Annotated in this window: 18 protein-coding genes and 1 pseudogene; 2 read left to right on the top strand and 17 right to left on the bottom strand. The window is 37.6% G+C overall.

The window, feature by feature from the left end:
* Nucleotides 1–67: 67 nt before the first annotated feature.
* From A6M55_RS16700 to ilvD, 8 genes are all read right to left on the bottom strand, one after another.
* The gene (locus A6M55_RS16700) at nucleotides 68–727 is read right to left on the bottom strand and encodes an acetyltransferase (RefSeq protein ID WP_064198598.1); all 660 of its coding nucleotides are present in this window, start codon (nucleotides 725–727) and stop codon (nucleotides 68–70) included.
* 12 nt (nucleotides 728–739) lie between these two features.
* Complete coding sequence (locus A6M55_RS16695; RefSeq protein WP_064198597.1) at nucleotides 740–1,477, bottom strand: WbqC family protein; 738 nt, start codon at nucleotides 1,475–1,477, stop codon at nucleotides 740–742.
* Nucleotides 1,478–1,489: 12 nt separating this feature from the next.
* Nucleotides 1,490–3,523 carry a hypothetical protein gene (locus A6M55_RS16690; protein WP_064198596.1) on the bottom strand — a complete coding sequence of 678 codons (2,034 nt, stop codon included), beginning with the start codon at nucleotides 3,521–3,523 and terminating at the stop codon, nucleotides 1,490–1,492.
* A 70-nt stretch (nucleotides 3,524–3,593) separates the two neighbouring features.
* Nucleotides 3,594–4,871, bottom strand: a complete 1,278-nt coding sequence (gene ilvA / locus A6M55_RS16685; protein ID WP_015028641.1) for a threonine ammonia-lyase — start codon at nucleotides 4,869–4,871, stop codon at nucleotides 3,594–3,596.
* A gap of 128 nt (nucleotides 4,872–4,999) precedes the next feature.
* Nucleotides 5,000–6,043 carry a ketol-acid reductoisomerase gene (gene ilvC, locus A6M55_RS16680; RefSeq protein ID WP_015028640.1) on the bottom strand — a complete coding sequence of 348 codons (1,044 nt, stop codon included), beginning with the start codon at nucleotides 6,041–6,043 and terminating at the stop codon, nucleotides 5,000–5,002.
* 49 nt (nucleotides 6,044–6,092) lie between these two features.
* Entirely contained in the window at nucleotides 6,093–6,632 is a 540-nt protein-coding gene (gene ilvN / locus A6M55_RS16675; RefSeq protein WP_041693981.1) for an acetolactate synthase small subunit, read from the bottom strand.
* 88 nt (nucleotides 6,633–6,720) lie between these two features.
* Nucleotides 6,721–8,481, bottom strand: coding sequence for a biosynthetic-type acetolactate synthase large subunit (gene ilvB, locus A6M55_RS16670; protein ID WP_015028638.1), 1,761 nt, complete (start codon nucleotides 8,479–8,481; stop codon nucleotides 6,721–6,723).
* Nucleotides 8,482–8,533: 52 nt separating this feature from the next.
* Nucleotides 8,534–10,213, bottom strand: coding sequence for a dihydroxy-acid dehydratase (gene ilvD, locus A6M55_RS16665; RefSeq protein ID WP_015028637.1), 1,680 nt, complete (start codon nucleotides 10,211–10,213; stop codon nucleotides 8,534–8,536).
* A 376-nt stretch (nucleotides 10,214–10,589) separates the two neighbouring features.
* On the opposite strand from ilvD, the gene A6M55_RS16660 reads away from it, so the two are divergent.
* Together A6M55_RS16660 and A6M55_RS16655 are read left to right on the top strand one after the other, a co-directional pair.
* Nucleotides 10,590–11,432: a fumarylacetoacetate hydrolase family protein gene (locus A6M55_RS16660; RefSeq protein WP_064198595.1), complete on the top strand. Its 843-nt coding sequence runs from the start codon at nucleotides 10,590–10,592 to the stop codon at nucleotides 11,430–11,432.
* 52 nt (nucleotides 11,433–11,484) lie between these two features.
* Nucleotides 11,485–13,047 (top strand): aldehyde dehydrogenase (NADP(+)), encoded by a 1,563-nt coding sequence (locus tag A6M55_RS16655; protein WP_064198594.1) that lies wholly within the window; start codon nucleotides 11,485–11,487, stop codon nucleotides 13,045–13,047.
* Between the two features lie 174 nt (nucleotides 13,048–13,221).
* Here the strand turns inward: A6M55_RS16655 and A6M55_RS16650 are convergent, their stop codons facing one another.
* From A6M55_RS16650 to A6M55_RS17510, 9 genes and pseudogenes are all read right to left on the bottom strand, one after another.
* Nucleotides 13,222–13,806 carry an OmpH family outer membrane protein gene (locus tag A6M55_RS16650; protein ID WP_015028633.1) on the bottom strand — a complete coding sequence of 195 codons (585 nt, stop codon included), beginning with the start codon at nucleotides 13,804–13,806 and terminating at the stop codon, nucleotides 13,222–13,224.
* A 10-nt stretch (nucleotides 13,807–13,816) separates the two neighbouring features.
* Entirely contained in the window at nucleotides 13,817–14,374 is a 558-nt protein-coding gene (locus A6M55_RS16645; RefSeq protein ID WP_064198593.1) for an OmpH family outer membrane protein, read from the bottom strand.
* 160 nt (nucleotides 14,375–14,534) lie between these two features.
* Nucleotides 14,535–17,138, bottom strand: a complete 2,604-nt coding sequence (gene bamA / locus A6M55_RS16640) for an outer membrane protein assembly factor BamA (RefSeq protein ID WP_015028631.1) — start codon at nucleotides 17,136–17,138, stop codon at nucleotides 14,535–14,537.
* Nucleotides 17,139–17,231: 93 nt separating this feature from the next.
* Entirely contained in the window at nucleotides 17,232–17,969 is a 738-nt protein-coding gene (locus tag A6M55_RS16635; RefSeq protein ID WP_041693979.1) for an isoprenyl transferase, read from the bottom strand.
* A gap of 177 nt (nucleotides 17,970–18,146) precedes the next feature.
* Entirely contained in the window at nucleotides 18,147–18,935 is a 789-nt protein-coding gene (locus A6M55_RS16630; protein ID WP_015028629.1) for a DUF6089 family protein, read from the bottom strand.
* Between the two features lie 43 nt (nucleotides 18,936–18,978).
* On the bottom strand, nucleotides 18,979–19,992 hold the full coding sequence (locus A6M55_RS16625) for a hypothetical protein (RefSeq protein ID WP_041693457.1): 1,014 nt from the start codon (nucleotides 19,990–19,992) through the stop codon (nucleotides 18,979–18,981).
* An 82-nt stretch (nucleotides 19,993–20,074) separates the two neighbouring features.
* Entirely contained in the window at nucleotides 20,075–20,959 is an 885-nt protein-coding gene (locus tag A6M55_RS16620) for an NAD kinase (protein ID WP_015028627.1), read from the bottom strand.
* Nucleotides 20,960–21,124: 165 nt separating this feature from the next.
* Nucleotides 21,125–22,519 (bottom strand): MBL fold metallo-hydrolase, encoded by a 1,395-nt coding sequence (locus A6M55_RS16615; RefSeq protein WP_064198592.1) that lies wholly within the window; start codon nucleotides 22,517–22,519, stop codon nucleotides 21,125–21,127.
* Nucleotides 22,520–22,801: 282 nt separating this feature from the next.
* Nucleotides 22,802–23,212 (bottom strand): annotated as a pseudogene (locus A6M55_RS17510) (30S ribosomal protein S1); the annotation flags it as partial.

Here is a 23,212-nt window from a genome sequence, read left to right as displayed (position 1 = left end):
AAGATTTAACAAGTTTACGAAGTCGTGCCTGAAAAACGTTGTTCGGAATCTATCAAGAATAAGGTAATTATAAATTAATATCTTTGCTCGAAACCTCAGCTTTTACGGCAGGATTTCCCTTCCAAATGCTCCAAGGTTCGGTTTTTGTTTTTGTAAGATTCGCACCCATGGCAATTAATGTGCCTTCGCCAAGTGTACAACCATCTCTAATAGTAGCATTTACACCAAAAAACGAATATTCACCTACCACACATCGGCCCGAAAGTACAACGTGTGACGTAAAGTAAACGTGGTCTTTAATTTCGCCGTGGTGGCCAATGTGGTTGCCACTCCAAAGCACTACATTGTTGCCAATTTTCACGAATGGTTGAATGGTATTATCTTCTAAAATGAAGCAATTTTCTCCAATTTGGTCAGTTAATACTGTTGCTTTCGAGCTGATATATGAAATAAAAGAATATCCTTTCTCTTTAGCTTCGGCATAAACTTTTGCACGAATTTGATTCATTTTTCGTTCGCTCAAAGGAGCAAAAAATTTGTATTCGGTAGGCGGGTAAAGTGTTGTTACGTCTTCAAATGGTACGATTGGTAAACCACAGAAAGTATCTTCTTTGATATATTCTTTATTGACCGTAAACGCCACAATTTCATGTTCTGAATCGTTTGTAAGGTAATAGTGTGCCAATTCTGCCACCAATTCTGTACCGAAAACTATAACTTTTGCCATATTTTGAGGTTTTTATACTAATTCAAATTTATTTAAGTGTTCGTTGATTTCTTCTACCGAGCAAAACATCAATAAATCAATTATCGAAAGCCAGGGCACAAATTCATTTTTGAATTGAGTGTATTGAATGGCATTCGATTTGATAAAATTAAGTAAGATTTTGTTATCCGCAAAAAGTTGTTTGTCGTAGATAGCCATCCCACCAATCGGGTTGATGTAGTGGTTGGCGTTTTCTTGTTTGCAGATATCCAAAATTCGATTTTGGGCTTTTAGCTCTTGATTTTGGTAAATGACCGAGCTTTCTATAATTTCTGTCTCTATTTTTAAATACTTGCAAGTTTCTTTCAAGCTATTTACGGCTAATGCGGAAATATTCTCGGCAGGGGAATTAAAAACTTGTTCTATCAAACCAAAAGCCTCTTTATAAAACGGAGCTTTTTTATAAGATTGTTCAAGGGTTTTGAAAAATTTCTTACTCCAAGCTGCTAAATTGTCAATTTCAATTTCTCTGATGAGTTTATTCTGACTGGCTCCAATGAGCGGAATCGTAAACATTGAGGCTTTTCCGTTCATCAGAATATTATTTCTGTTTATCCAACCCTTGTTGATAAATGCCACATCATCATAAATAACAAATTTATCTACTCGCTTGATAAGCTGGAAATAACCAATATAAGGGAAAACATAAGGCTGCATGATTCCCAATACACGTTTAGGCTCGTTTTCTATCTTTAGTATCTCTTCCATCATTATTACAATCCTTTAGCGATTGGGGGTTAATTTTCTCAAGAAAAACTCACTATCGTGTACAGGCATATTAGGCTTACTTTTGATAGCGTTGAGTTGTATGTCTCCCTCTTGAAACGGAATGACACCTTTCGAATAAAATAGATACTGTGCTTCAGCAGGAATTGGCTTTACAGCACTTCTAAATGGATGAATTGGAATAAGCTTTCGCTTAAAATCTTCTCCCCAAAGTGGATATTCAAAATCTTCGTGTTCTTGCTGAGTTCCGAGAGCAACGATGGCATCTTTAGGTACTATTTCATCAAATTTATGGTAGGCTTCATAGATATTTGGGCGAGCAACTAAGAGCTGCTCTAAGCGAGTCATATTAAATATATTCTTTTCAGCAAAAATAGGGTGTATGCGTATATAAAGTATGGTTGGAATGGCCGAAACTACTATCAATAAACTAACGATTTTTAGATAAATATCTTTGATAAAAAGTTTACGTTTTTGCCAAGAAATGAAAACAATACTTAATAAGGGCATACACCATACAGCCATATTTAGGAAATAACGAGCCTTGATGGGGTCGTAGGGGGCAGAATAGCTGAGTGATAGAAAGTGTAAAATGGCGGCAAGTATCAATATTAGAAAACTATTTTCTGCCATTGAAAGCTTTTTAGGATTTCTAATTAATTGCCATACTAAAAACAATATAATTGGTAGAATCAGTGCAAAGCCAATGACTCCCCAAAATGGGCGTTCTAAATAAAAACGGACTGGGTGTTCGAACGAAAAGTATGAAACAACCGTAAATCTGTTACCTTCGAGTGGTAATGGACTTAAAAGTTTATTAGGTAATACTCTAAATTTTTCATTGATTTTCTTACCCGTTGGCGAGCTACGAAAGCCATCAAGGTTTAGGAAATCGGAAGAATAACGAGCAATATTGAGTAAAAAATTGTCGACTTTATCTTCGCCAGAATAATGCTCAATACCGTGCCAGTTCATTACCATTTCGGGAGCAGAAAGGCTTCCTAAACTAAACTTTTTAGCTTCTTTAATATTTCCAATATAGCCAGTTGGTAAAGCATAAATACCTACTGCTAAAACAAATGCTATTACGAATAACTTAATGTGTGTATAAAACTCTTTCTTTAGAAGAACCGTATGAAATGCCACAGCTACTGCCGCAGGAGCAATAAGTAAGAACGTAACTTTGTGGCCTATCCAAATTCCCGCCACGAGTGCAATAAGGCCAAGATTAAGGCGGGTAGGAGAGGCTTTAAAGGCAAACATAAAGTAAGTAAGAGAACCTAAATAAGCCGAAAGGACAATATCAGTTTCGGTGGTTGTTGCCTGCACTAAAGCTGTTGGTAAAAGTCCTGAAACTAAGAATACAAAAACCGAAGCCGTTTTATTGTTTGTAATTTTTAGGCTAATTCCGTAAGCCGAAATGGAAAACATCCAGTAGCTTAAATAATGAATAATTTTAAAGCCTTGTTCGCCCAATAGATGATAAAAAAACATCTGTAAAGTAGGCAAAGAGTTCGGGTAATAATCAATAGTCCAAGTTGTACCTTGCATTCGGTTCATGTTTCCGTTTTGCAAGTAATAAGCACATTTTACCAAATGTCCTGTCATACTATCCCATTCGTTGGGGTAGGAGAATAAGAAAATAATTAGATTAAGAACAGTTACTATAAAAAGGCCAATGGATAAAATAGATAGTATAACTTTCCCTGTTGAACCTTGTTGGTACCACAAGTTTGATAGTTCTTTTGGTAAGTTTATAAGGCTTCTTTTGAGTGAAAAAGATTGCCTATTAGTAAGTTTTTGGAAAATAAAATACAATATAATTGCAAAAACATTAACGCTAATGCCCCAAAAAACTGCTTGCCCTATTTGGTTGAATTCAGAAAGTAGGTAGCCTGTTGGGATGATACACGAAACTAATCCTAAAAAGAATTTTATAGCATAATCGCTGAGATTTTCAGAGATATACGTAGTATTTCGGTGAATTTGCCAGAAAAAGCCAAGAAATAAAAGTATGAAAAGTAGATGCATTGAGTCAAAAAAAGGCTTTCAAGATGCAAAGATAGTGAAAGCCATTTTAAAAGACATATTTTATGCAAAACTATATCAAAAACTCAAAAAGTTCTGGTTTGTCGTTGATATATTCAAATTGCACATTGTTGGCATTCATTCGCTCGATAAGCGGTTGAAAATCAGACTGTTGTTTGAGCTCGATTCCTACTAATGCAGGCCCTCGTTCACGAGCTGTCTTTTTAGAGTACTCAAAAAATACAATATTGTCGGTAGGGCTTAATACATCGTTTAAAAATGTTTTAAAAGCCCCCGCACGTTGTGGAAAACGAATGATAAAATAATGCTTGAGGCCTTCGTAGAGTAGTGAGCGTTCTTTGATTTCTTCCGTGCGTGTAATATCATTATTACCTCCACCGATAATACAAACGACGTTTTTCCCTTTAATCTCGTCTTTAATAAAATCTAAAGCCGCTACCGATAATGCCCCCGCAGGTTCAGCTACAATGGCTTCTTCGTTGTAGAGTTGTAAGATAGCTGAGCAAACCTTTCCTTCAGGGATTAATAGAATTTCATGATTGAGGTTTTCTCTACAAACTTGAAAGGTTAAATCACCTGCTCGTTTGACAGCCGCCCCATCAACAAACTTATCAATTTCCTCCAGTGTCACAACTTCACCCAATTCGATAGCTGTTTTCATAGTGGGCGAACCTAACGGTTCTACCGCTACGAGTTTGGTTTTGGGTGAAAGCTGCTTAAAGACCGTAGAAACCCCAGAAGCTAATCCACCACCACCGATGGCAAAAATAAGGTAATCAATCTTAAAGTTGGCATCTTTGAATATTTCCAGCCCAACTGTGCCTTGTCCCTCCATTACTTGCAAATCATCAAAAGGATGTACAAAAGTGGCGTTTTGTTCTTCACAATATTTTTTGGCGGCATAATAGGCATCATCATAAGTATCTCCCACCAATTCAATTTTCACGAATTCCTTGCCAAACATCCCTACTTGTTTTATTTTTTGAGCAGGTGTGGTAGTTGGCATAAAGATAGTGCCATTTACCTGCATTTTTCGGCAAGCATAAGCAAGCCCTTGAGCATGATTACCAGCACTTGCACATACAACGCCCTTAGAAAGTTGGTCTTTGGGTAATGTGGCCATTTTATTGTAAGCTCCTCTTATTTTATAAGAGCGGACAACCTGTAAATCTTCTCGTTTAAGATGAATATTGGCACCATAATGCTCAGATAAGTTTAAATTATGCATCAATGGTGTGTGGGTGGCCACACCTTGTAGGCGTTCGGCGGCAAGATAGATATTATCTAAATCTGGGAAGGTCAGTTCAGATTTTGTTTTTGTTGATGCCATAGTTAAATAATTTGCTGATGTTTCACAAACAAATTCAAATATATAAAAAGCACAGAGATTTTGCCTCTGTGCTTCTTCTGTTATATTAAAGAAAGACTTCGCTCAAAGCGAAATCTTCCTCGTAGGAATTAGTTTCTTTCTGGACGTAAGCTACGAACAGTTTTACCTGCTTGCCACATTTCAGATTCACGAAGTTCTGCTAATTCTACCTCTAATTTCTCACGGTAATCAGGTTGTGAGTTACGCTCGATAGATTGAGCAGCTTCTTTTTGTGTTTTTACGCTATTGTAAAGCTTTTTGAAAACTGGCTTAGTAGCATCATGGAAAGGTTTCCACCAGTCTAACGCACCACGTTGAGCAGTTGTAGAACAGTTTGCGTACATCCAATCCATACCGTTTTCAGCAACTAAAGGCATCAACGATTGTGTTAATTCTTCAACTGTTTCGTTGAAAGCTTCTGATGGAGAGTGACCATTTTCACGCAATACTTCATATTGAGCAGCGAAAATACCTTGGATAGCACCCATCAAAGTACCACGCTCACCTGTAAGGTCAGATGTTACTTCGCGGTAGAAATCAGTTTCGAATAAGTAGCCCGAACCTACACCGATACCCATTGCAATTGCTTTTTCGCGAGCTTGTCCTGTAGCATCTTGATAAACAGCAAATGAAGAGTTAAGACCTTTTCCTTCAACGAACAAACGACGAAGAGAAGTACCTGAACCTTTAGGAGCAACCAAGATAACGTCAACATTTTTCGGAGGTTTGATACCAGTTTTTTTGCTGTAAGTGATACCGAATCCGTGAGAGAAATATAAAGTTTTACCTTTTTTAAGGTATTGTTTCACTGTTGGCCATAAGGCAATTTGAGCTGCATCAGATAAAAGGAAACAAATAATTGTACCTTTTTGTAATGCGTCTTCGATGCTGAAAAGAGTTTTTCCTGGAACCCAACCGTCAGCAACAGCTTTATCATAAGTTTTACCAGGTCGTTGGCCAACGATTACGTTGAAACCATTGTCACGCATGTTCATAGCTTGACCAGGGCCTTGTACACCATAGCCAATCACAGCGATTGTTTGACCTTTCAAAAACTCTCTTGCTTTTTCGAGTGGGTACTCTTCGCGGGTTACAACTTCCTCTTCAACACCGCCGAAATTTAATTTTGCCATTTTTATTGATTTGTTTTTGGTTTAATGCGACTAAATAAAAATATGTTGATTACAAATAATACTCCCATTCGGTGATTTCTTCTGGAAGATATTCGATTAATCCTTTTGGAGTTTTGCCTACTGCAACTCGGCCCGAACGAACAAACTCAATAATACCGTGGGGTTTAATGTATTTAAAGAACTCAAAAATTTCAGTTTCGGTACCTGTTTTTTCGATAACTACATAATCAAGCCCCCAATAAACAACCCATGCTTTATAAACTTTATTGACTGTTTCAACATCAATAGATTTACCATTCAAAGGCGTAGAAACTTTAAATAACGCAATTTCATTATAAACAATATCTTCGTTTAGGTAACCGAATACCGCCAAAACTTCGATAATTTTTCGAATCTGACGTACGAGTTTTTCTACTTCTTCACGTCGTTCATGTTTAATTACGATTGTGAATCGAGAAATACCCTTACGCTCAGTTTCCGATACCGTCAAAGATTCAATATTGATTCTTCGGCGGGTAAATATAATTGTGATTTTGTTGAGTAGTCCGATGCTATTTTCGGTAAATACGCAAATAGTGTATGTTGTCATAACAGCCCCTAACCCCCAGTGGGGAATAAAAAATAAATTTATAAAAGCGAGAAATGTACCTCTTTGTACCCCCATCGGGGTTTAGGTGCTACTCCAAGCGAATCTCGCTTACGCTTGTTCCAGCAGGAACCATAGGGAATACGTTTTCTTCTTTTTCTACGATTACCTCTAGTAAATAGGCTTTTTTAGACGCTAATAATGTATCTAATGAATCGCTTAGGTTTTCTCTATCTGAACAAGTATGTCCTGCAATTCCGAATCCCTTAGCAATGGTAATGAAATCAGGGTTTTGAAGTTCTACGAATGAATAGCGATTATCGAAGAATAACTGCTGCCATTGGCGTACCATTCCTAAGAAATTGTTGTTAAGGATAATCATCTTTACCGCCAAACCACTCTGGGCAATTGTACCAAGTTCCTGAATAGTCATTTGGAAACAACCATCACCGATAACACCCACTACTTCACGGTCTGGAGCTCCTACTTTTGCACCAAAAGAGGCGGGAATAGCAAAGCCCATAGTACCCAGTCCACCCGAAGCAATATATGAATTGGGTTTGCGGAATTGATAATAGCGTGCCGTTACCATTTGGTGCTGGCCTACATCTACTACAATACAAGCTTCGCCGTTTGTCTTATCAGAAAGTAAGGCAACCACTTCAGCCATTTTGATTTTACCTTCTTGGCTTAAATCACGTAGTGTTACTTTTTCGTATTCTTTCGCATCAAGCTTACGGAATTCGTTTTTCCAACCAGTAAAGTCTCCTTTTTTTACAAGAGGAAGCAACATTTTAAGTGCTTCTTTGGCGTCGCCAATTACTGGAGCTTCGGTTTTCTTGATTTTCTCTACTTCCGAAGGGTCGATTTCGATATGAATAATTTTTGCTTGTTTGGCAAATTTGGTTGCATCACCCGTTACACGGTCATCAAAACGCATACCTATTGCAATCAAAACATCACATTCATCGGTCATCACATTGGGTGAATACATTCCGTGCATTCCTAACCAGCCCATGTAATTCGGGTGATTATTAGGCATTGCCGAAAGGCCAAGTAAAGTACTCGCACAAGGCATATCGGTTTTCTCGATGAATTCGATTAATTCTTGAACAGCATCAGCAATCAAGACTCCATGACCAAATAGAACATAAGGACGTTTGGCTTTATTGATTAATTCGGCTGCTCGCTCGATTTGTTCTTGTTTGGGCACTACACGTGGGTTGTAGCTAACCATTTTCTCAATTTTTTTGTAAGAGAATGGTTTTGTCATTTTAGCTACTTGAGCATCTCGTGCAAAATCAATAACTACTGGGCCTGGCTTACCAGATTTAGCAATAAAAAATGCTTTGGCCATTACCTCTGGCACTTCGTCTGGGTCGGTAATCTGATAATTCCATTTGCAAACAGGTGTTGTTACACCTATCATATCAGTTTCTTGGAAGGCATCAGTGCCGAGCAAGGTTGATTTCACTTGTCCTACGATACAAACCATTGGCGTGCAATCAATGATAGCATCGGCAATGGGTGTAACCATGTTTGTTCCACCAGGGCCTGAAGTTACCAAACATACACCTGTACGCCCACTTACACGTGCATAGCCTTGAGCAGCATGACCCGCACCTTGTTCATGACGAACCAAAGTATGGTGGAGTCTATCCATGTAGTCATAGAGGGCATCGTAGGTTGGCATAATGGCTCCGCCTGGATATCCAAAGATATTATCTACACCTTCAGCAAGTAAACACTCCATCATGGCTTGTGCACCAGAAAGAATTGTTTTTTCTTCATTCTTTGCAATTGGAGCAGAAGCGGCTTCTTGCTTTAATTCAATTTCTAATAAATTTCCCATATCGTTTAGATATTTTAGGATAAAGTTTTTATTTGGTTTGTTGTACTCCGTCTTATAAGTCAGTTACGCAGCCTTCGCTTGCCGAACTTACGTTTTTGATATATTTACGAAGAACTCCTCTTGTATGCTCTGATGGAATTTGTTTCCAAGCTGCTCGACGAACAGCCAATTCTTCATCTGATACATGAAGGATGAGCTTATTATCTACAGCATCAATCGTAATTTTATCCCCATCTTTCACTAAGGCAATAGTTCCGCCATCAAAAGCTTCTGGAGTAACGTGACCTACCACAAATCCGTGGGTTCCGCCCGAAAAACGGCCATCAGTAATCATGGCTACGCTATTTCCCAAGCCTGCACCCATTACTGCTGAAGTTGGCTTGAGCATTTCTGGCATACCTGGGCCACCTTTAGGGCCTTCATTGCGAATGACAATGACGTGTCCTGGTTTGATTTCGCCTTTTTCTAAGTATTCGATTACTTCCTCTTCTCTTTCACAAACTTTGGCGATTCCTTCAAACTTTTCACCTTCTTTACCTGTAATTTTAGCTACAGCACCACCAGATGCAAGGTTTCCGTAAAGGACTTGTAAGTGTCCCGATGCTTTGATTGGCGATTCGATTGGATGAATGATTTTTTGTTCTTCGAAATCTAAATCTGGAACATCAGCCAAGTTTTCAGCGATTGTTTTTCCTGTAATGGTCATACAATCACCGTGAATTAGGCCTTTTTTAAGTAAATACTTCATTAATGCTGGTACTCCACCAATGGCTAACATATCTTCCATGTAGTATTTGCCAGATGGTTTTAAGTCGCCAATGAGCGGAGTGCGGTCAGAAATATCTTGAATATCTTTGAGTGTAAATTCAACACCCGCCGAACTTGCAATTGCTAAATAGTGTAAAACCGCATTAGTAGAGCCACCCATCGCCATTACAATTGTCATTGCATTTTCAAATGCTTTGCGAGTCATAATATCACGTGGGCAGATATTTTTCTCTAACATATTCTTCATTGCTGCTCCGATAGCCAAACACTCTGCTTTCTTGCCTTCATGAGTAGCTGGATAGCTAGAAGAGTTTGGAAGCGTAAGACCCATTGCTTCCATTGAAGATGCCATTGTATTGGCAGTGTACATACCCCCACAAGCACCTGCTCCTGGAATGGCATTTTTAATAACTCCGTTATAATCTTCGTCAGAAATTGTTCCAGCAAATTTTTGCCCTAATGCTTCGAAGGCAGATACAATATCGAGTTTCTTTCCTTTGTATTGTCCAGTACGGATAGTTCCCCCATAAACCAACATTGCTGGGCGATTGAGGCGAGCAATAGCCATCATAGCACCCGGCATGTTTTTATCACAACCAACAACAGCAATTACACCGTCATACCATTGGGCTTGTACAACATCTTCGATTGAATCGGCAATGATATCGCGGCTTGGTAAAGAAAAACTCATTCCATTATTACCGTTAGTCATGCCATCAGAAACCCCAATTGTGTGGAAGATTAGTCCCACCATTCCGTTTTCTTGAATGCCTTTTTTTACGTGTACTGACAAACCATTTAAGTGCATATTACACGTATTTCCCTCATATCCAGTACTTGCGATACCAATTTGAGGTTTGTTCATGTCTTCATCGGTTAAGCCAACGCCATAAAGCATTGCTTTTGCAGCAGGATTGTGAATCTCTTGTGTAAGGGTGCGGCTGAATTTGTTTAATGATGCCATTGGTTAATCTTTTGTTGTAAACGTAGTTATAAATACTTAGAATATTTACAGAAAAAAACCTTCTTCACTGTGGGTGAAGAAGGTCTTCTATTTTAAAGCATAGCGAGCCCTCTTCTACCCGTTTAGACGAGTAGAATAATAATGATGAGGACAACTAAACTGGTATATATCATATTGATAAAGATTCTCTTATTGCGAATATTCGCTGAATGCGAATCATTTTCATTACAAATGAATCTACTTTCATTTATAAATCCAAATATTTTTTTGAAAAATTTCAAGACTCACTTACTTTGCATAAGTTTTTCTTTAAAAAATATCTTTTTTGTTTCTTTTTGTCTAATATTGAGTATCGCAAACCACATTATTTATCCTAATGAAAATCTACAAGACATTACAAGGATTCGTAATCGAACACGAAGGGTATTATTATATTTCAAGACACACTGATTGGGACACATTCATCAATCGAGAAGACTTGTTTTTCGAGCTACAGCGAGAAATTCAACTTTTGCCAGCCGCTGCCGAATATAAATCCTTAATTGATAATGGTTTACTGGCTCCGATTCAATCGCAGGAGGTTTGGGCGTCGGGGGTTACGTATCTACGTAGCCGTAACGCTCGTATGGAAGAGTCGAAGAGTGCTGGAGGGGATAATTTTTATGATAGAGTTTATGATGCCGAACGCCCAGAGTTATTTTTTAAATCTACTCCACAAAGAGTAGTGGGGTCTGGTCAAGCAGTAAGAATTAGAAAAGACTCAAAATGGAATGTACCCGAACCAGAATTGACTTTATTTATTAATTCGAAAGGACAAATTTCAGGCTATACAGTAGGGAATGATATGAGTTCAAGAGATATTGAGGGTGAAAATCCACTTTATTTACCTCAAGCAAAAACTTACGATAAAAGTGCTGCAATTGGGCCGGGGATTGCCGTTTTTGATTCACCAATTGATGAGAACACTAAAATAAATCTCGAAATTCTTCGATTTGATATTCCAATGTTTAGTGATTCCATCGAAATTAATCGAATGAAACGCAAGCACAGTGATTTGGTTGAGTATTTATTCAGAGAAATGTCCTTTCCTAATGGTTGTTTTTTAATGACAGGTACAGGGATAGTGCCGCACGATGATTTTACACTCGAAGTAGGTGATGTAGTAAAAATTACAATAGATGGTATTGGTACACTCGTCAATACTGTTGAAATGAAATAATTTACCTAAGATTTTATCAAATTTACCATATAAACTACCATTATAAAGAGTAATGCAAATTACAGGAAGAAATATTATTGGCTTCGAAACTTTCTCGGAAGGTACTGTAGCAATTCGGGCCATTAATCCAGCGACGGGCGAAACCCTCGCTCCATTATTCTACAAAGCCACCATTCAAGAATTAAATCTTGCTACCGAAAAGGCAGAGAAGGCTTTTCAAATATATAGAAAGACTTCGGGTAAGAAAAAAGCAGAATTTTTGGAGAAAATTGCAGAAGAAATAGAAAACTTAGGCGACCTTCTCACCGAGCGATACATTGCTGAATCGGGTTTGCCTCAAGGACGTGCAGTAGGGGAAAGAGGCCGTACAACGGGTCAACTTAGATTATTCGCTCAATTATTGAAAGAAGGTTCTTGGGTGAATGCAAGAATTGATACTGCATTGCCAGACCGCCAACCACTTCCTCGACCAGATATTCGTTCGGTTGAGCGTGCTATTGGAGTAGTGGGTGTTTTTGGAGCAAGTAATTTCCCTTTAGCATTTTCTGTGGCAGGCGGCGATACAGCTTCGGCATTAGCTGCTGGTTGCCCCGTTATTTTTAAAGCACACCCTGCACATTTAGGTACTTCAGAACTCGTAGGTAAAGCGATACAAAAAGCCGCTGAAGCTACTGGAATGCCTGATGGCGTATTTTCCTTATTATTTGATGATGGACATGAAATAGGTTTAGCATTAGTTACACACCCAGCTATAAAGGCCGTTGGTTTTACAGGTTCTTATCGTGGAGGAAAAGCCCTTTTCGATGCTGCTGCTGCTAGACCAGAGCCAATTCCTGTTTATGCTGAAATGGGAAGCGTAAACCCAGTATTCGTGCTACCGCGAATACTTGAAGCGAATGGTGCTTCTATTGCCCAAAACTTCATCAATTCAGTGACACTTGGCGTGGGACAGTTTTGTACTAATCCGGGAATGCTTCTGATTGAAAAAAATGACGCATTTATTGAAACGCTCGAACATCATACAAGTAATAGTCAGGGTGGTGTAATGCTTACATCAGGTATTCGTGATGCCTATGTGAGAGGAATAGAACATGCAAAAAATTATACTAAAGTAATAGGTGTTGGAAAGGCTTCTGATGGATTTACTGCCGTTGAGCCTGTATTTTTTCATACTAATATTGAGGAGTTTATACAAAATCCGCATTTAAGTGAAGAAATTTTTGGGCCAACCAGTTTAGTTGTTGAAGCAAATTCAAAGGATGAAATTTTAGCTGCTGCTCAAAGTATGACGGGGCATCTTACAGCCACCGTTCATGGAACACCTGAAGATTTAGAAGAATATGCTGAATTGATTGAAATTTTAGAACAAAAGGTAGGTAGGATTCTAATCAATGGTTTTCCAACAGGAGTTGAGGTTTCTCATGCAATGGTGCATGGTGGGCCATTCCCTGCAACAACAGATTCGAGAAGTACTTCGGTTGGAACAATGGCCATCACAAGATTTACTCGCCCAGTGTGTTATCAGAACTTTCCAGATAGTCTTTTGATTGATGAATTAAAAGAAAGTAATCCTCTAGAAATTTGGAGATTAGTAGATGGAGAGTTGAAAAAATAAAATATTTTGAGAAATACATGGGTCGTTCTGAACTTTAAAAAGACCCTTTTATCTCAGGATTCGGGAAAACTCATTTTTGTCGTAACGCTAGAATAGCTAAAGTATAAGTTAGACCATAAAAAAACGCAAGTGTATTTTCACTTGCGTTTTTTTATGGTCTAAACAAAATATTGCTTATTTCTTAGGTGCTGCTGCTGGAGCTGCTGGTGTTGTTTGAGCCGCTGCTTTTGCAGGAGGAGTTACGCCTAATTTTTTGAATACTAAATCAGAGATATTATCTGCATCTGGAGCAACCAAAAGAATTGGAGTTGTACCAGGGCCAGCATCAGTGTTAAATACATATACATAGCCATTTTCTTTAGCAACATCTTTCACAGTTTTGTCGATTTTCTCTAAAACTGGAGCCAACAATTGTTGTTGTTTTTGTTGTAAAGCTGACTCAGAGTTTTGTTGGAACTCTTGAATAGCTGTTTGAGCACTTTGTAATTCTTTTTCACGGTCAGCTCTGATTACTGCTGACATCGTAGCTCCATTTTTTTGATAATCTTCATACTTTGTTTGGAACGCAGTAATCTTATCTTGCAAAAGTTTATCGTATTGAGCTTTTTCAGTTTTTAATTTATTTTCGATGTCTTTTGCGTCCGGAAGGTTATTAAGGATATAGTCAACATTTGTATATCCGATTTTTGTTGTTTGGGCATTAGCCATGCTTACAAACATAAATGCCGTGATAATTGCGGCGAAAAATTTTGTCTTCATTTGTTTATACTTATTTTTTTGGTTTGGTTACTTGGTTATTTTGAGTTTTCTCTTCTTTGAGTGAAATTCCTAAAGCCTCCATTACATAATCTGTGTAATCGTGGCGTGGGTCGGTGTAAATCATACTCATATCTGAGGCTTTATCGAAAATAAACATCAATTGTTTCTGACGTGCTACTTTCTCACAGGCTTTATTGATATCGTCGAGTATGGGTTTCATGATTTCCTTCTTTTTTGCGAAAATCATTCCGTTCATGCCAAAGACCTTGTTATTGAGTTCTTTCAATTCTGCTTCTTTTTCATCAATTATTTTCTGCCGCTCACGTTTCATTTCAGCAGTTAGCAAAATTTCTTCTTGCTGAAATTGTTGACGCATTTTTTCTATTTCGGCATATTTCCCTTGAATATCATTTACCCATTTTTCAGAATATTTATCCATATCTTCTTGGGCCTTTTTATACGCAGGCATCTTGCTTGTAATAAATTCAGAATCAATGTATCCGAACTTTTGTGCAAAGCTTTGTGCTGAAAGAAGAGCCAAAAATAGTAAAAATATTGTCTTTTTCATTCAAAAATAAATTTTCAATGCGTGAATTGTTGAATGTTTTTATTAAGTGGCTGCATAGATTAAATTTCTGTTTCGATTACTCTGAGCTAAAAACGCACAAAATATATTTAATTATTACATCATTAACAGATTTTAACAAATAACTATTAATGGTGTATTTTTATCGAATTTGCTGACCAATACTAAACGTAAACGATTTCAAACCGCGATTCGTAATACCCGGAATTGGGTCAAAACCTTTACCAAAGTCAAGACCAATCATACCAAATGCTGGCATAAAGATTCTGGCTCCAACCCCTGCTGTACGACGTAATTTGAATGGGTTGAAATCTTTATAACTCCCCCAACTATTACCCGCTTCGGCAAAGCCCAAGATAAAGATAGTTGCTTGTGGATTAAGTGATACTGGGTAACGAAGCTCGGTAGCATACTTGCTATACACAATTCCACCCATACGGCTGAGTGTTACAGTTCCATCGCTTGTACGTAACTTTTCAGCTTCAGCCAATGATAATTCGTGTACAACACCTTCATCATAGCCTCTTAGACCAATCAAATCTGCACCAACGTTATAGGCATTTTGCATACCCATACCCGCACCCCCTAAGATAAAGCGACCAAACGGACTGAAGTCTGATTTAGCACTATATTTACCCAAGAAGCCCATATTTGCTTTCGCATGCAAGACTAGCTTTCCAACAACTGGCACGTACCAGTCGCCATCGAACATCCATTTGTGGCCTTCTACCCATTTAAATTTGTCGACTACTGGAGCGTCTCTAAACAAAGAGTATGGTGGGTTGAAAGTGGCACTCAATGTAAACTGAGAACCCGAACGCGTAAACTGTGGGTTATCTAAGCTATATCTTGATACTACAAAAGCCATTGAGAGGTCGTTAGCTACACCTTTTTGGAAACCTGGGATGAAGTAACTGTTATCAACATTATATCTTTGGTAAGATAATGAAGCATTGAAACTAAAGTTACGGTCAGGCCAATTGAGGCGTTTTCCGTAGGTAATAGAACCCCCAGTGTTTTTGAAATACCCCGAGTAAATACCTGCACTTCCACCATAGAGTGAGGCATAAGCCGAACCATATTGGCGTTCTAAAGCTCTTTGGTAACCTCTATTATCAGATGAAGTATGGAAAATACTTACAGCAAATGAATTTGGTTTTTTACCACCTAACCACGGTTCAGTAAAAGAGAGTGAGTAGGTTTGGTAGAAACGTCCACTAGCTTGCAAACGTAAGGCTAGACGTTGTCCATCGCCCGCAGGAAGTGGTTTCCATTTATCTAAATTTCCAATATTTCTTGCCGAAAAGTTATTAAATACAACCCCAAAAGTACCTACAAAACCTTGTAAACCTCCCCAACCTCCTGAGAGCTCGATATTATCGCTTGGTTTTTCTTCTACATTATATTCAATATCCACTGTACCATCGGCTTGTGGAATTGGTTTTGGTTCGATTTTTTGTGGGTCGAAATATCCTAATCTCGAAAGCGTTTGTTGCGTTTCGATGAGGTCAGTTTTACTGAATTTTTGTCCAGGACGAGTCAATAATTCACGCATTACTACGTGGTCGCTGGTTTTGGTATTTCCGTTTAAGATAATGCGGTTTATGGTAGCTTGTTTACCTTCACGGATACGCATCTCAATATCAATAGAGTCACCATCGACAGCCACTTCTACGGGCTCACATTGGAAGAATAAATAACCATCGTCCATATAGGCAGAGCTTACGTCGCCTTGTGGAATACCATTAATTTTTTTATTTAATTCTTCAGGATTATAGACATCACCTTTTTTGATGGCTAAAATAGTTTCTAAATCCTTGGTTTTACGAAGGTAATTACCTGTCCAAGTGATGTTTCTATAATAAAAACGATTTCCTTCGTTGACATTCAAAACTAATTTGATATTTCCATTAGGTAATGTGATGGTTGAATCAGAAGTAACTTGAGCATCACGATAACCTTTTTTATTATAGTATTCAACAAGCTTTTGCTTATCTTCTTCAAACTTTTTAGGAATAAATTTTGAAGGAGTAAAAATACGAAGTGGTGCTTTGATTTTAGTTGCTTTCATTTTAGAAAGAACTTTGTAATCAGGCATTTCTTTGACACCATTCAACTGAATATCTTCGATTTTTACCTTTTTCTTTTTATCAATATATACCATTAGGGCAGCATTATTGGCTCTGATGGTATCAGAAACCTGCTTAATCTGAACAGTTGTATTCAAAAAGCCCTTTTCTATGTAAATACGCTTAATAGTAAGTTGGATATTCTTGATTAATGCATCAGTAATTACCTTCCCTTTATTGGTTTTTACTTTTTCACTTACTCCATCAATTTCTCCTTTTCGGATACCCTTAAACACAAACTTATTCAAACGAGGGCGTTCTCGTAGATGGATGTCCAATTCAACTTTATCGACTTCGATTTTAGTAACATTGATAGATACATCTTCAATAATACCTTGTTCCATTAATCTGCGAATAGCTGTACTAATCCGTTCGCCAGGAATACTAACCTTGTCATTGACATTTAGACCCGAAACAGAAATAAGGGTATTAGGGTCTAAAAACTTTACACCGCTAACAGTAATTTTTGAGATAACGTACTCTTTCGGACGCTCATAACTTATGGCTGCTTCTTTCGGCTGGTCATATTTACGACCAAGACCCAGTGGAAACTGAGCCATAAGATTTGTAGTAATGAGTGATAAAACAAAAAAGGAAAGTAACTTCAGGATACGCATAATATATTTAGAATATCAAAATAGTCAGTTTAACGAACAAGCCATTTTTGGGGCTTGGGTTAATCGGGTTATGTTAGTTATAGAGTATAATTGTTACTTTATTTGTTCGCTTGTTTTACCAAATCTACGCTCTCTTTGTTGATAAGAGGCAACTGCTTCAAAAAGATGCTGTTTACGGAATTCTGGCCAAAACAAATCGTCGATAAAATATAATTCGGCATAAGCTAATTGCCAAAGTAGATAATTACTAATACGGTGGTCTCCACCAGTACGAATCATTAAATCTACATCGGGGGCATCTTCAGTTGCTAAACATTTGGCAAATGCCTCTTCCGTAATTTGTTCAACGGCTAATTCTCCAGCCTTTACTCTTGCTGCAAGTTGCTTGGTTGCTTGTACAATCTCCCATTTTCCACTGTAGCTTAATGCCAAAATAAGCGTCAGACCAGTATTATTTTTAGTAAGCTCAATCGAATCCTCTAATTTCTTACGTGCTGATTTAGGTAAAGAACTAAATTCACCAATGGTTTTAAGCCTTACATTGTTTTTGTGTAAATCTGGTACTTCTTCACCAATAGTTTTTACTAGAAGTTGCATGATACCATCTACTTCAAGTTTGGGACGATTCCAGTTTTCGGTAGAAAAAGTATAAAGAGTTAAATACTTAATGCCTAATTCTACGCATGCTTCTACGGTATCGCGAACAGATTTTACGCCATGATGATGCCCAAAAATACGTAAAGCACCCTGTTGTTTTGCCCAACGACCGTTGCCATCCATTATAACGGCTATATGAGATGGCAAATTGCCCAAATCAATGTTTTCTTTCACTGGTAAATCAATTATCATTTACAAATATCAACACACACCTGTGTAAAATGTGCAAAAAGGACTGCAAAGGTAGGAAAAAAGTATGTTGTTTGTTAAGATTTTATTGATTTGTAGTTGATTATGAAGATACTAATCTAAAAAACTTTATCTAAGCCCTTGTATTTGTACAAAAAACGCTTATCTGCGAGGTCTTGGACAATAAACTTTGTAAATTATGTAGCTAATTGAAAAATTGGTGTAGTAATAAATGTCTTTTGCCTTAGTGCCTGGAATTTGGTATTTTAGTAAATACTGAAATTTAGGGTTGCTTGGAACGACACCAGCAGGAAGAAGAATTTGAAACTTCCCGTCAGAATAACCAAGATTATCAATATAATCGCTAGTGGTATGTCTTGCTCCAAATTCTACACCCCAATTCCATCTATCTTTCCACTGCTTTTTAAAACCAATACCTAAAATTGCGACTTGTTCAGCTTTTCGAGTGCTATAAGGCGTAAAAACGGTTGGATTAATATCAGTTTTCAAAAAAGCCTTTGATTGAATATAAGTAGCTCCGTAGCCTCCAAATACGTAGGGGGTCCAGTTATTGACAATTCGCGAAGCGTTAGTACGAAAATTCAAGAAATTGTATTCAATTTGTGCACTTCCTTCGGCCAGATCAGCCTTAAAATGGTATTCACGTGCTTGATGATAAGGGTCTGAGCTCATGAATCGGTCATCTCCTATAACACTACCATACATAGCCTGAGCTTTAATTGATACTGCTCGACTGAGATTCATTCTTACAAACCCACTTCCTGCAGGACGAGCAATCAATGGCTTAAATTTAGGTACGACATCTCCTTTATATTGATTTACACCAATACTTCCTCCAACTTCCCATTTTTGTGCCAATAGGTTGAGTGACAATATTAATAGAATTCCCACCCATAAAATTCTACTTATTACCAACTTATAAATAATCATTAAGGATTAGTTTAATACTTAAATTTAAAATATTAAAGTAGTGTTATTTAATAGGCGGGCATTTTATTTGGCTAGTAATAACGTAGCTAAGGGTAATTTGTGTGACAAAATAAGAATCCCAGCGGCCAGTTCCTCTATCATAATTAGGGTATCCAAATGCAGCTATACCATCTGAAGATGGCGTACCTGCTGGCGTACGGAATAGGATATTGGTAGAAACATATTGAAAATCAGCTATACGATTTGCCCCCGTACGGGCAGTAAAGTCCTCGCCTGCTCGGTTCGATAGAATAGCCCCTAGTGGAGATACACCAGCAAGTGTGGTTAGGTCTGGAAAAGGAGCTTTACCCACGTCATCTAAATAATCGAAAGGTGTAATTCTTAGCCCGCCTTCGAAGTTCAAATCAAATTTTTCATTGATTTTTACTTTTAAACCTAAACCAACAGGCACAACGGGCTGAATTAAAGAATATGTTTTTGGAGCATTGGGGCTAACACCCTGCCCTGAAGTTTGTTTGTCTTTTAAGGTAGTCCACTTAACAACCCCAGGATTCGCAGGGTCTTCTACTTTAGCCTTAGGAGCATGCCCATAGAAACCCAAACCTAAAAATGCATAAGGCATAAGGGCACTTCTACCCTGAGGGCCTTTGCTATATTGTGGTAAAAGATTATACACACCCGTAAGCGTAAATTCTTTTATATCATTTCTGAAATGTAGGTTACGCAAAAAAGGCTGATAGAATTTTGCAAGATTATGCTGTGAATAAGTATAATCATCACCTAAGATTCTTACCCATGAGAAAGAGGCACGAACGCCAACTTGTGATGAGAATTGACGTGTATAATTGATGGTAGCATTCCAACGTACGTTGGTGATTAGACCATAATAAAAGTATCCATAGGGCGATAAATCTCCAAAATAGTGCGAAGTTCCTCCTCCGATACCAACAGTAGAATATTGATTAAGTTTATTTTTCTTACTAAAAATACCTGATTGTGCGAAATTTTCTTGTGTGAATAAAATCACTACCGAAAAACACAATAGGATACTATACATTAATCTCTTAGGTTTTAACAATTTCATACGGTATTAGTAAGGTTTGTCAAATTATTTAACGTAATCTTAAAATAAAATATTGTTAGTTTCTGGAGTCTATACCCCATTTTAGTTTATTTCTTAAAGTACTCAGAAAATCATCGCCTTCCATTTTCACCATCTTAGCTTTAAAGTTTTCTTTCTTTATGGTGATGGTGGCTTCATCGTCGGTGCCAATGATTTTTGCTCTGGAATCCATCGAAGCTAAAAAGTTATTACTTCTACTTTCTACTTTTAAAGAAATCACACTATCATCGGAGACAATCATTGGCCGTACAAACAAATTATGCGGACAAATAGGTGTAATAATAAAGTTGGCCGAGTGGGGCATAACCAACGGCCCCCCACAACTGAGCGAATAGCCTGTCGAGCCAGTAGCAGTGGCAACCATCAAGCCATCTGCCCAATAAGTGTTTAAAAACTCACCATTGATGTAGGCGTGAACTACAATCATTGAGGAGGTATCTGTCTTTGAAATAGCTATTTCATTGAGGGCAAAATTCGTGCCTTCCTCAAAAAGTTCTGACTGAGATTCTGCCGAAATCATGGTTCGCTCATCGATACTATAATAGCCATTAATGAGTTGGTAGATTGTTCGTTGAATTTTTTCAGGAGCAATAGAAGCCAAGAAGCCCAATCGGCCAAAATTGAAACCAAGAATTGGAATCTCTCGCTTACCAACATGTGCAAGTGTTTCGAGAAAAGTTCCATCACCGCCAAGACTAAAAGCAAGGTCTGCATCAAAGATTTCATCAGGGCTAGCATAAATAGCCTTGCTATCTACACGAATACCAGACTGTAATAAAATTCGTTTGAAAGTATCTGAAACCTGAATATCTATCTTATGTTGTTGTAGCCCATCAAAGACCTGTTGAATGTAATTAACAGAATCAACGCTAAATTTTCGGCCGTGAATAGCTATTTTCATTTGAAAATCGCTCCCCCGCCCCTAAGAGGGAGTTTTTGAGTAGAATTTGTATTTGAGGCAAATACTTAATTTTGTGGCAAAAATACAAATGGTTTACTCAAAAACTAAATTCTTAAACACTAAACTGTGGTTTCTTTTTAATTTTATATTTTAATAAAGCATCTCTTATAATTCTACACTATCGCCTTGTGCAGGAATTTGGATATTTTCAAAACCAATTTTTTGTAGATGATTTTTAAATATTAACTGCGTATCTATTTCGCCATGTACTAAGAAAAGTTTTTTCACTTTTGAAGTGTCTTGGCAAGAAAGATGTTTCATCATTTCTTTATAATCAGCGTGAGCTGAAAATGAATCCATTATTTGGATATCTGCTCTAACCTTAAAAGTTTCACCGAAAATTCTTACCTCTGGCGGTCGGGTTTTTAAAATAGCACCTAAGCTTCCGGGTGAACAGTACCCGACCATAAGGATTGTGGTTGAGGGTTTCTCAATATTATTTTTGATATGGTGTTTTATTCGTCCAGCTTCTGCCATTCCTGATGCCGAAATAATAATACATGGTTCTTTACTATCATTCAAAGCCTTTGAGTCCATGACATCACTTATGTAGTGTAAGTTTTCAAAGGCAAAGGCATCTCCATCATGCTTAATGTAGGCTAATATTTCTGGATTAAAACACTCCTCATTATTTTTCATAACCATAGTAGCTTTTACCGATAAGGGACTATCTATATACACGGGAATTTTAGGCAAAAGACCTTCGTGAGCCAATTGGTCAAGGGCATAAATTAATTCTTGTGTTCTATCAACCGAAAAAGCAGGAATTAGAAGTTTTCCTCGCTTCTCGATACATGTTTTATAAACAATTTTGAGCAGATGTGATTTCACATCAATCTCTGATTCATGGGTTCTACTACCATAAGTCGATTCACAAATTATATAATCGGCCTGAGGAAAAGGTTCAGGGCTTCGTAGAATCTTATCGTCAGGTCGACCAATATCACCAGTGAAGAAAAGAGTTTTATCATGATGAGGGTCTTCGAATGTTAGATAGATACCTGCACTACCTAATAGGTGCCCAGCATCATAAAACTCTACTCTTAGACCTTCTTCTATATAAAAAGGAGTATGATAATCAACTGTTTTGAATAGTTTTAAGGCTTCTTCAACATCTGCTTCTTCATAGAGCACTTCAAATGGTGCTTGGTCACGTTTGATTCGTCGTTGATTGATGCGTTCAAGGTCTTTCTCTTGAATATGTGCCGAGTCCAATAACATTATCTCGCACAAATCTTTGGTTGCGGGCGTGCAGTAGATAGTGCCTTTGAAGCCTTTTCTGACTAATCTTGGTACGAGGCCAGTATGGTCAATATGTGCATGGCTTAAAATGAGAAAATCTACCTCTTTGGGGTCAAAGCCAAATTGAAGGTTGAGTTCTGTTGTGCCAATACCTTGAAAAAGGCCACAATCTAGTAATACCTTAGTGCCTCTGTTGGTTGTAATAAGGTGTTTGCTGCCAGTTACCCGCTGTGCAGCTCCAAAAAATTGTATTTTCATAGTACCCCAGTTCTTTAGATGGATTGAGTTGACATGCAAGTAAGTGATTTTTTTATAAAAAAAACTGTCAAAATAGTTTTTAAAATTGAAATTGCTTTAAAATATCAAATAGAAAAAAGAGGTGAATAAAATTAATCATATTTGATTTTTCGGTTGAAGTAAAAATGGGTAAAGTGGCTAAGAATTAAAAGGGTTGATTTAAAACGTATCAACAAAAAAGCCGTAGTAACGAAAGTTACTACGGCCTAAGATATATTATCTCTTTCGAGAAATGATAGCTAATTACTCTTCAGAATCTTTCTTCTTAGAAAGTTTCTTTTTCTCACCTTCTACCATTGCATCTTTCAATGCTGAAAGAGCTGAAAGGTCACCAAGAGTTGATTTTTCTTCAGGAGCTGATGCAGCTACTTCTTTTCCACCTTTTTTCTTAGCTTCTTTCACTTCTTCTTTTGGAGCTTCCCAAGTTTTTGAGTGAGAAAGCATGATTTTCTTCTCTTCTTTGTGGAATTCCAATACTTGGAATGTCAATTTCTCACCAACTTCAGCTACTGAACCGTCAGCTTTCGCTAAGTGCTTCAATAAAGCGTATCCTTCGATACCGTATGGAAGCTCAAGCGTAGCTTGTTTGTCGTTTTTAGAGATAATTGTACACTCTTGGTCAGAACCTACAGTGAAGATATGCTCAAATGTATC

Source organism: Emticicia sp. MM (genome assembly GCF_001649495.1).
This window is presented reverse-complemented; position numbering and strand designations above follow the sequence as displayed.

What these genes read in the sequence shown, in the direction of transcription:
- A6M55_RS16700 (WP_064198598.1), bottom strand. Translation starts at nt 727, where the DNA reads ATGGCAAAAGTTATAGTTTTCGGTACAGAATTGGTGGCAGAATTGGCA.
- A6M55_RS16695 (WP_064198597.1), bottom strand. Translation starts at nt 1,477, where the DNA reads ATGATGGAAGAGATACTAAAGATAGAAAACGAGCCTAAACGTGTATTG.
- A6M55_RS16690 (WP_064198596.1), bottom strand. Translation starts at nt 3,523, where the DNA reads ATGCATCTACTTTTCATACTTTTATTTCTTGGCTTTTTCTGGCAAATT.
- ilvA (WP_015028641.1), bottom strand. Translation starts at nt 4,871, where the DNA reads ATGGCATCAACAAAAACAAAATCTGAACTGACCTTCCCAGATTTAGAT.
- ilvC (WP_015028640.1), bottom strand. Translation starts at nt 6,043, where the DNA reads ATGGCAAAATTAAATTTCGGCGGTGTTGAAGAGGAAGTTGTAACCCGC.
- ilvN (WP_041693981.1), bottom strand. Translation starts at nt 6,632, where the DNA reads ATGACAACATACACTATTTGCGTATTTACCGAAAATAGCATCGGACTA.
- ilvB (WP_015028638.1), bottom strand. Translation starts at nt 8,481, where the DNA reads ATGGGAAATTTATTAGAAATTGAATTAAAGCAAGAAGCCGCTTCTGCT.
- ilvD (WP_015028637.1), bottom strand. Translation starts at nt 10,213, where the DNA reads ATGGCATCATTAAACAAATTCAGCCGCACCCTTACACAAGAGATTCAC.
- A6M55_RS16660 (WP_064198595.1), top strand. Translation starts at nt 10,590, where the DNA reads ATGAAAATCTACAAGACATTACAAGGATTCGTAATCGAACACGAAGGG.
- A6M55_RS16655 (WP_064198594.1), top strand. Translation starts at nt 11,485, where the DNA reads ATGCAAATTACAGGAAGAAATATTATTGGCTTCGAAACTTTCTCGGAA.
- A6M55_RS16650 (WP_015028633.1), bottom strand. Translation starts at nt 13,806, where the DNA reads ATGAAGACAAAATTTTTCGCCGCAATTATCACGGCATTTATGTTTGTA.
- A6M55_RS16645 (WP_064198593.1), bottom strand. Translation starts at nt 14,374, where the DNA reads ATGAAAAAGACAATATTTTTACTATTTTTGGCTCTTCTTTCAGCACAA.
- bamA (WP_015028631.1), bottom strand. Translation starts at nt 17,138, where the DNA reads ATGCGTATCCTGAAGTTACTTTCCTTTTTTGTTTTATCACTCATTACT.
- A6M55_RS16630 (WP_015028629.1), bottom strand. Translation starts at nt 18,935, where the DNA reads ATGATTATTTATAAGTTGGTAATAAGTAGAATTTTATGGGTGGGAATT.
- A6M55_RS16625 (WP_041693457.1), bottom strand. Translation starts at nt 19,992, where the DNA reads ATGTATAGTATCCTATTGTGTTTTTCGGTAGTGATTTTATTCACACAA.
- A6M55_RS16620 (WP_015028627.1), bottom strand. Translation starts at nt 20,959, where the DNA reads ATGAAAATAGCTATTCACGGCCGAAAATTTAGCGTTGATTCTGTTAAT.
- A6M55_RS16615 (WP_064198592.1), bottom strand. Translation starts at nt 22,519, where the DNA reads ATGAAAATACAATTTTTTGGAGCTGCACAGCGGGTAACTGGCAGCAAA.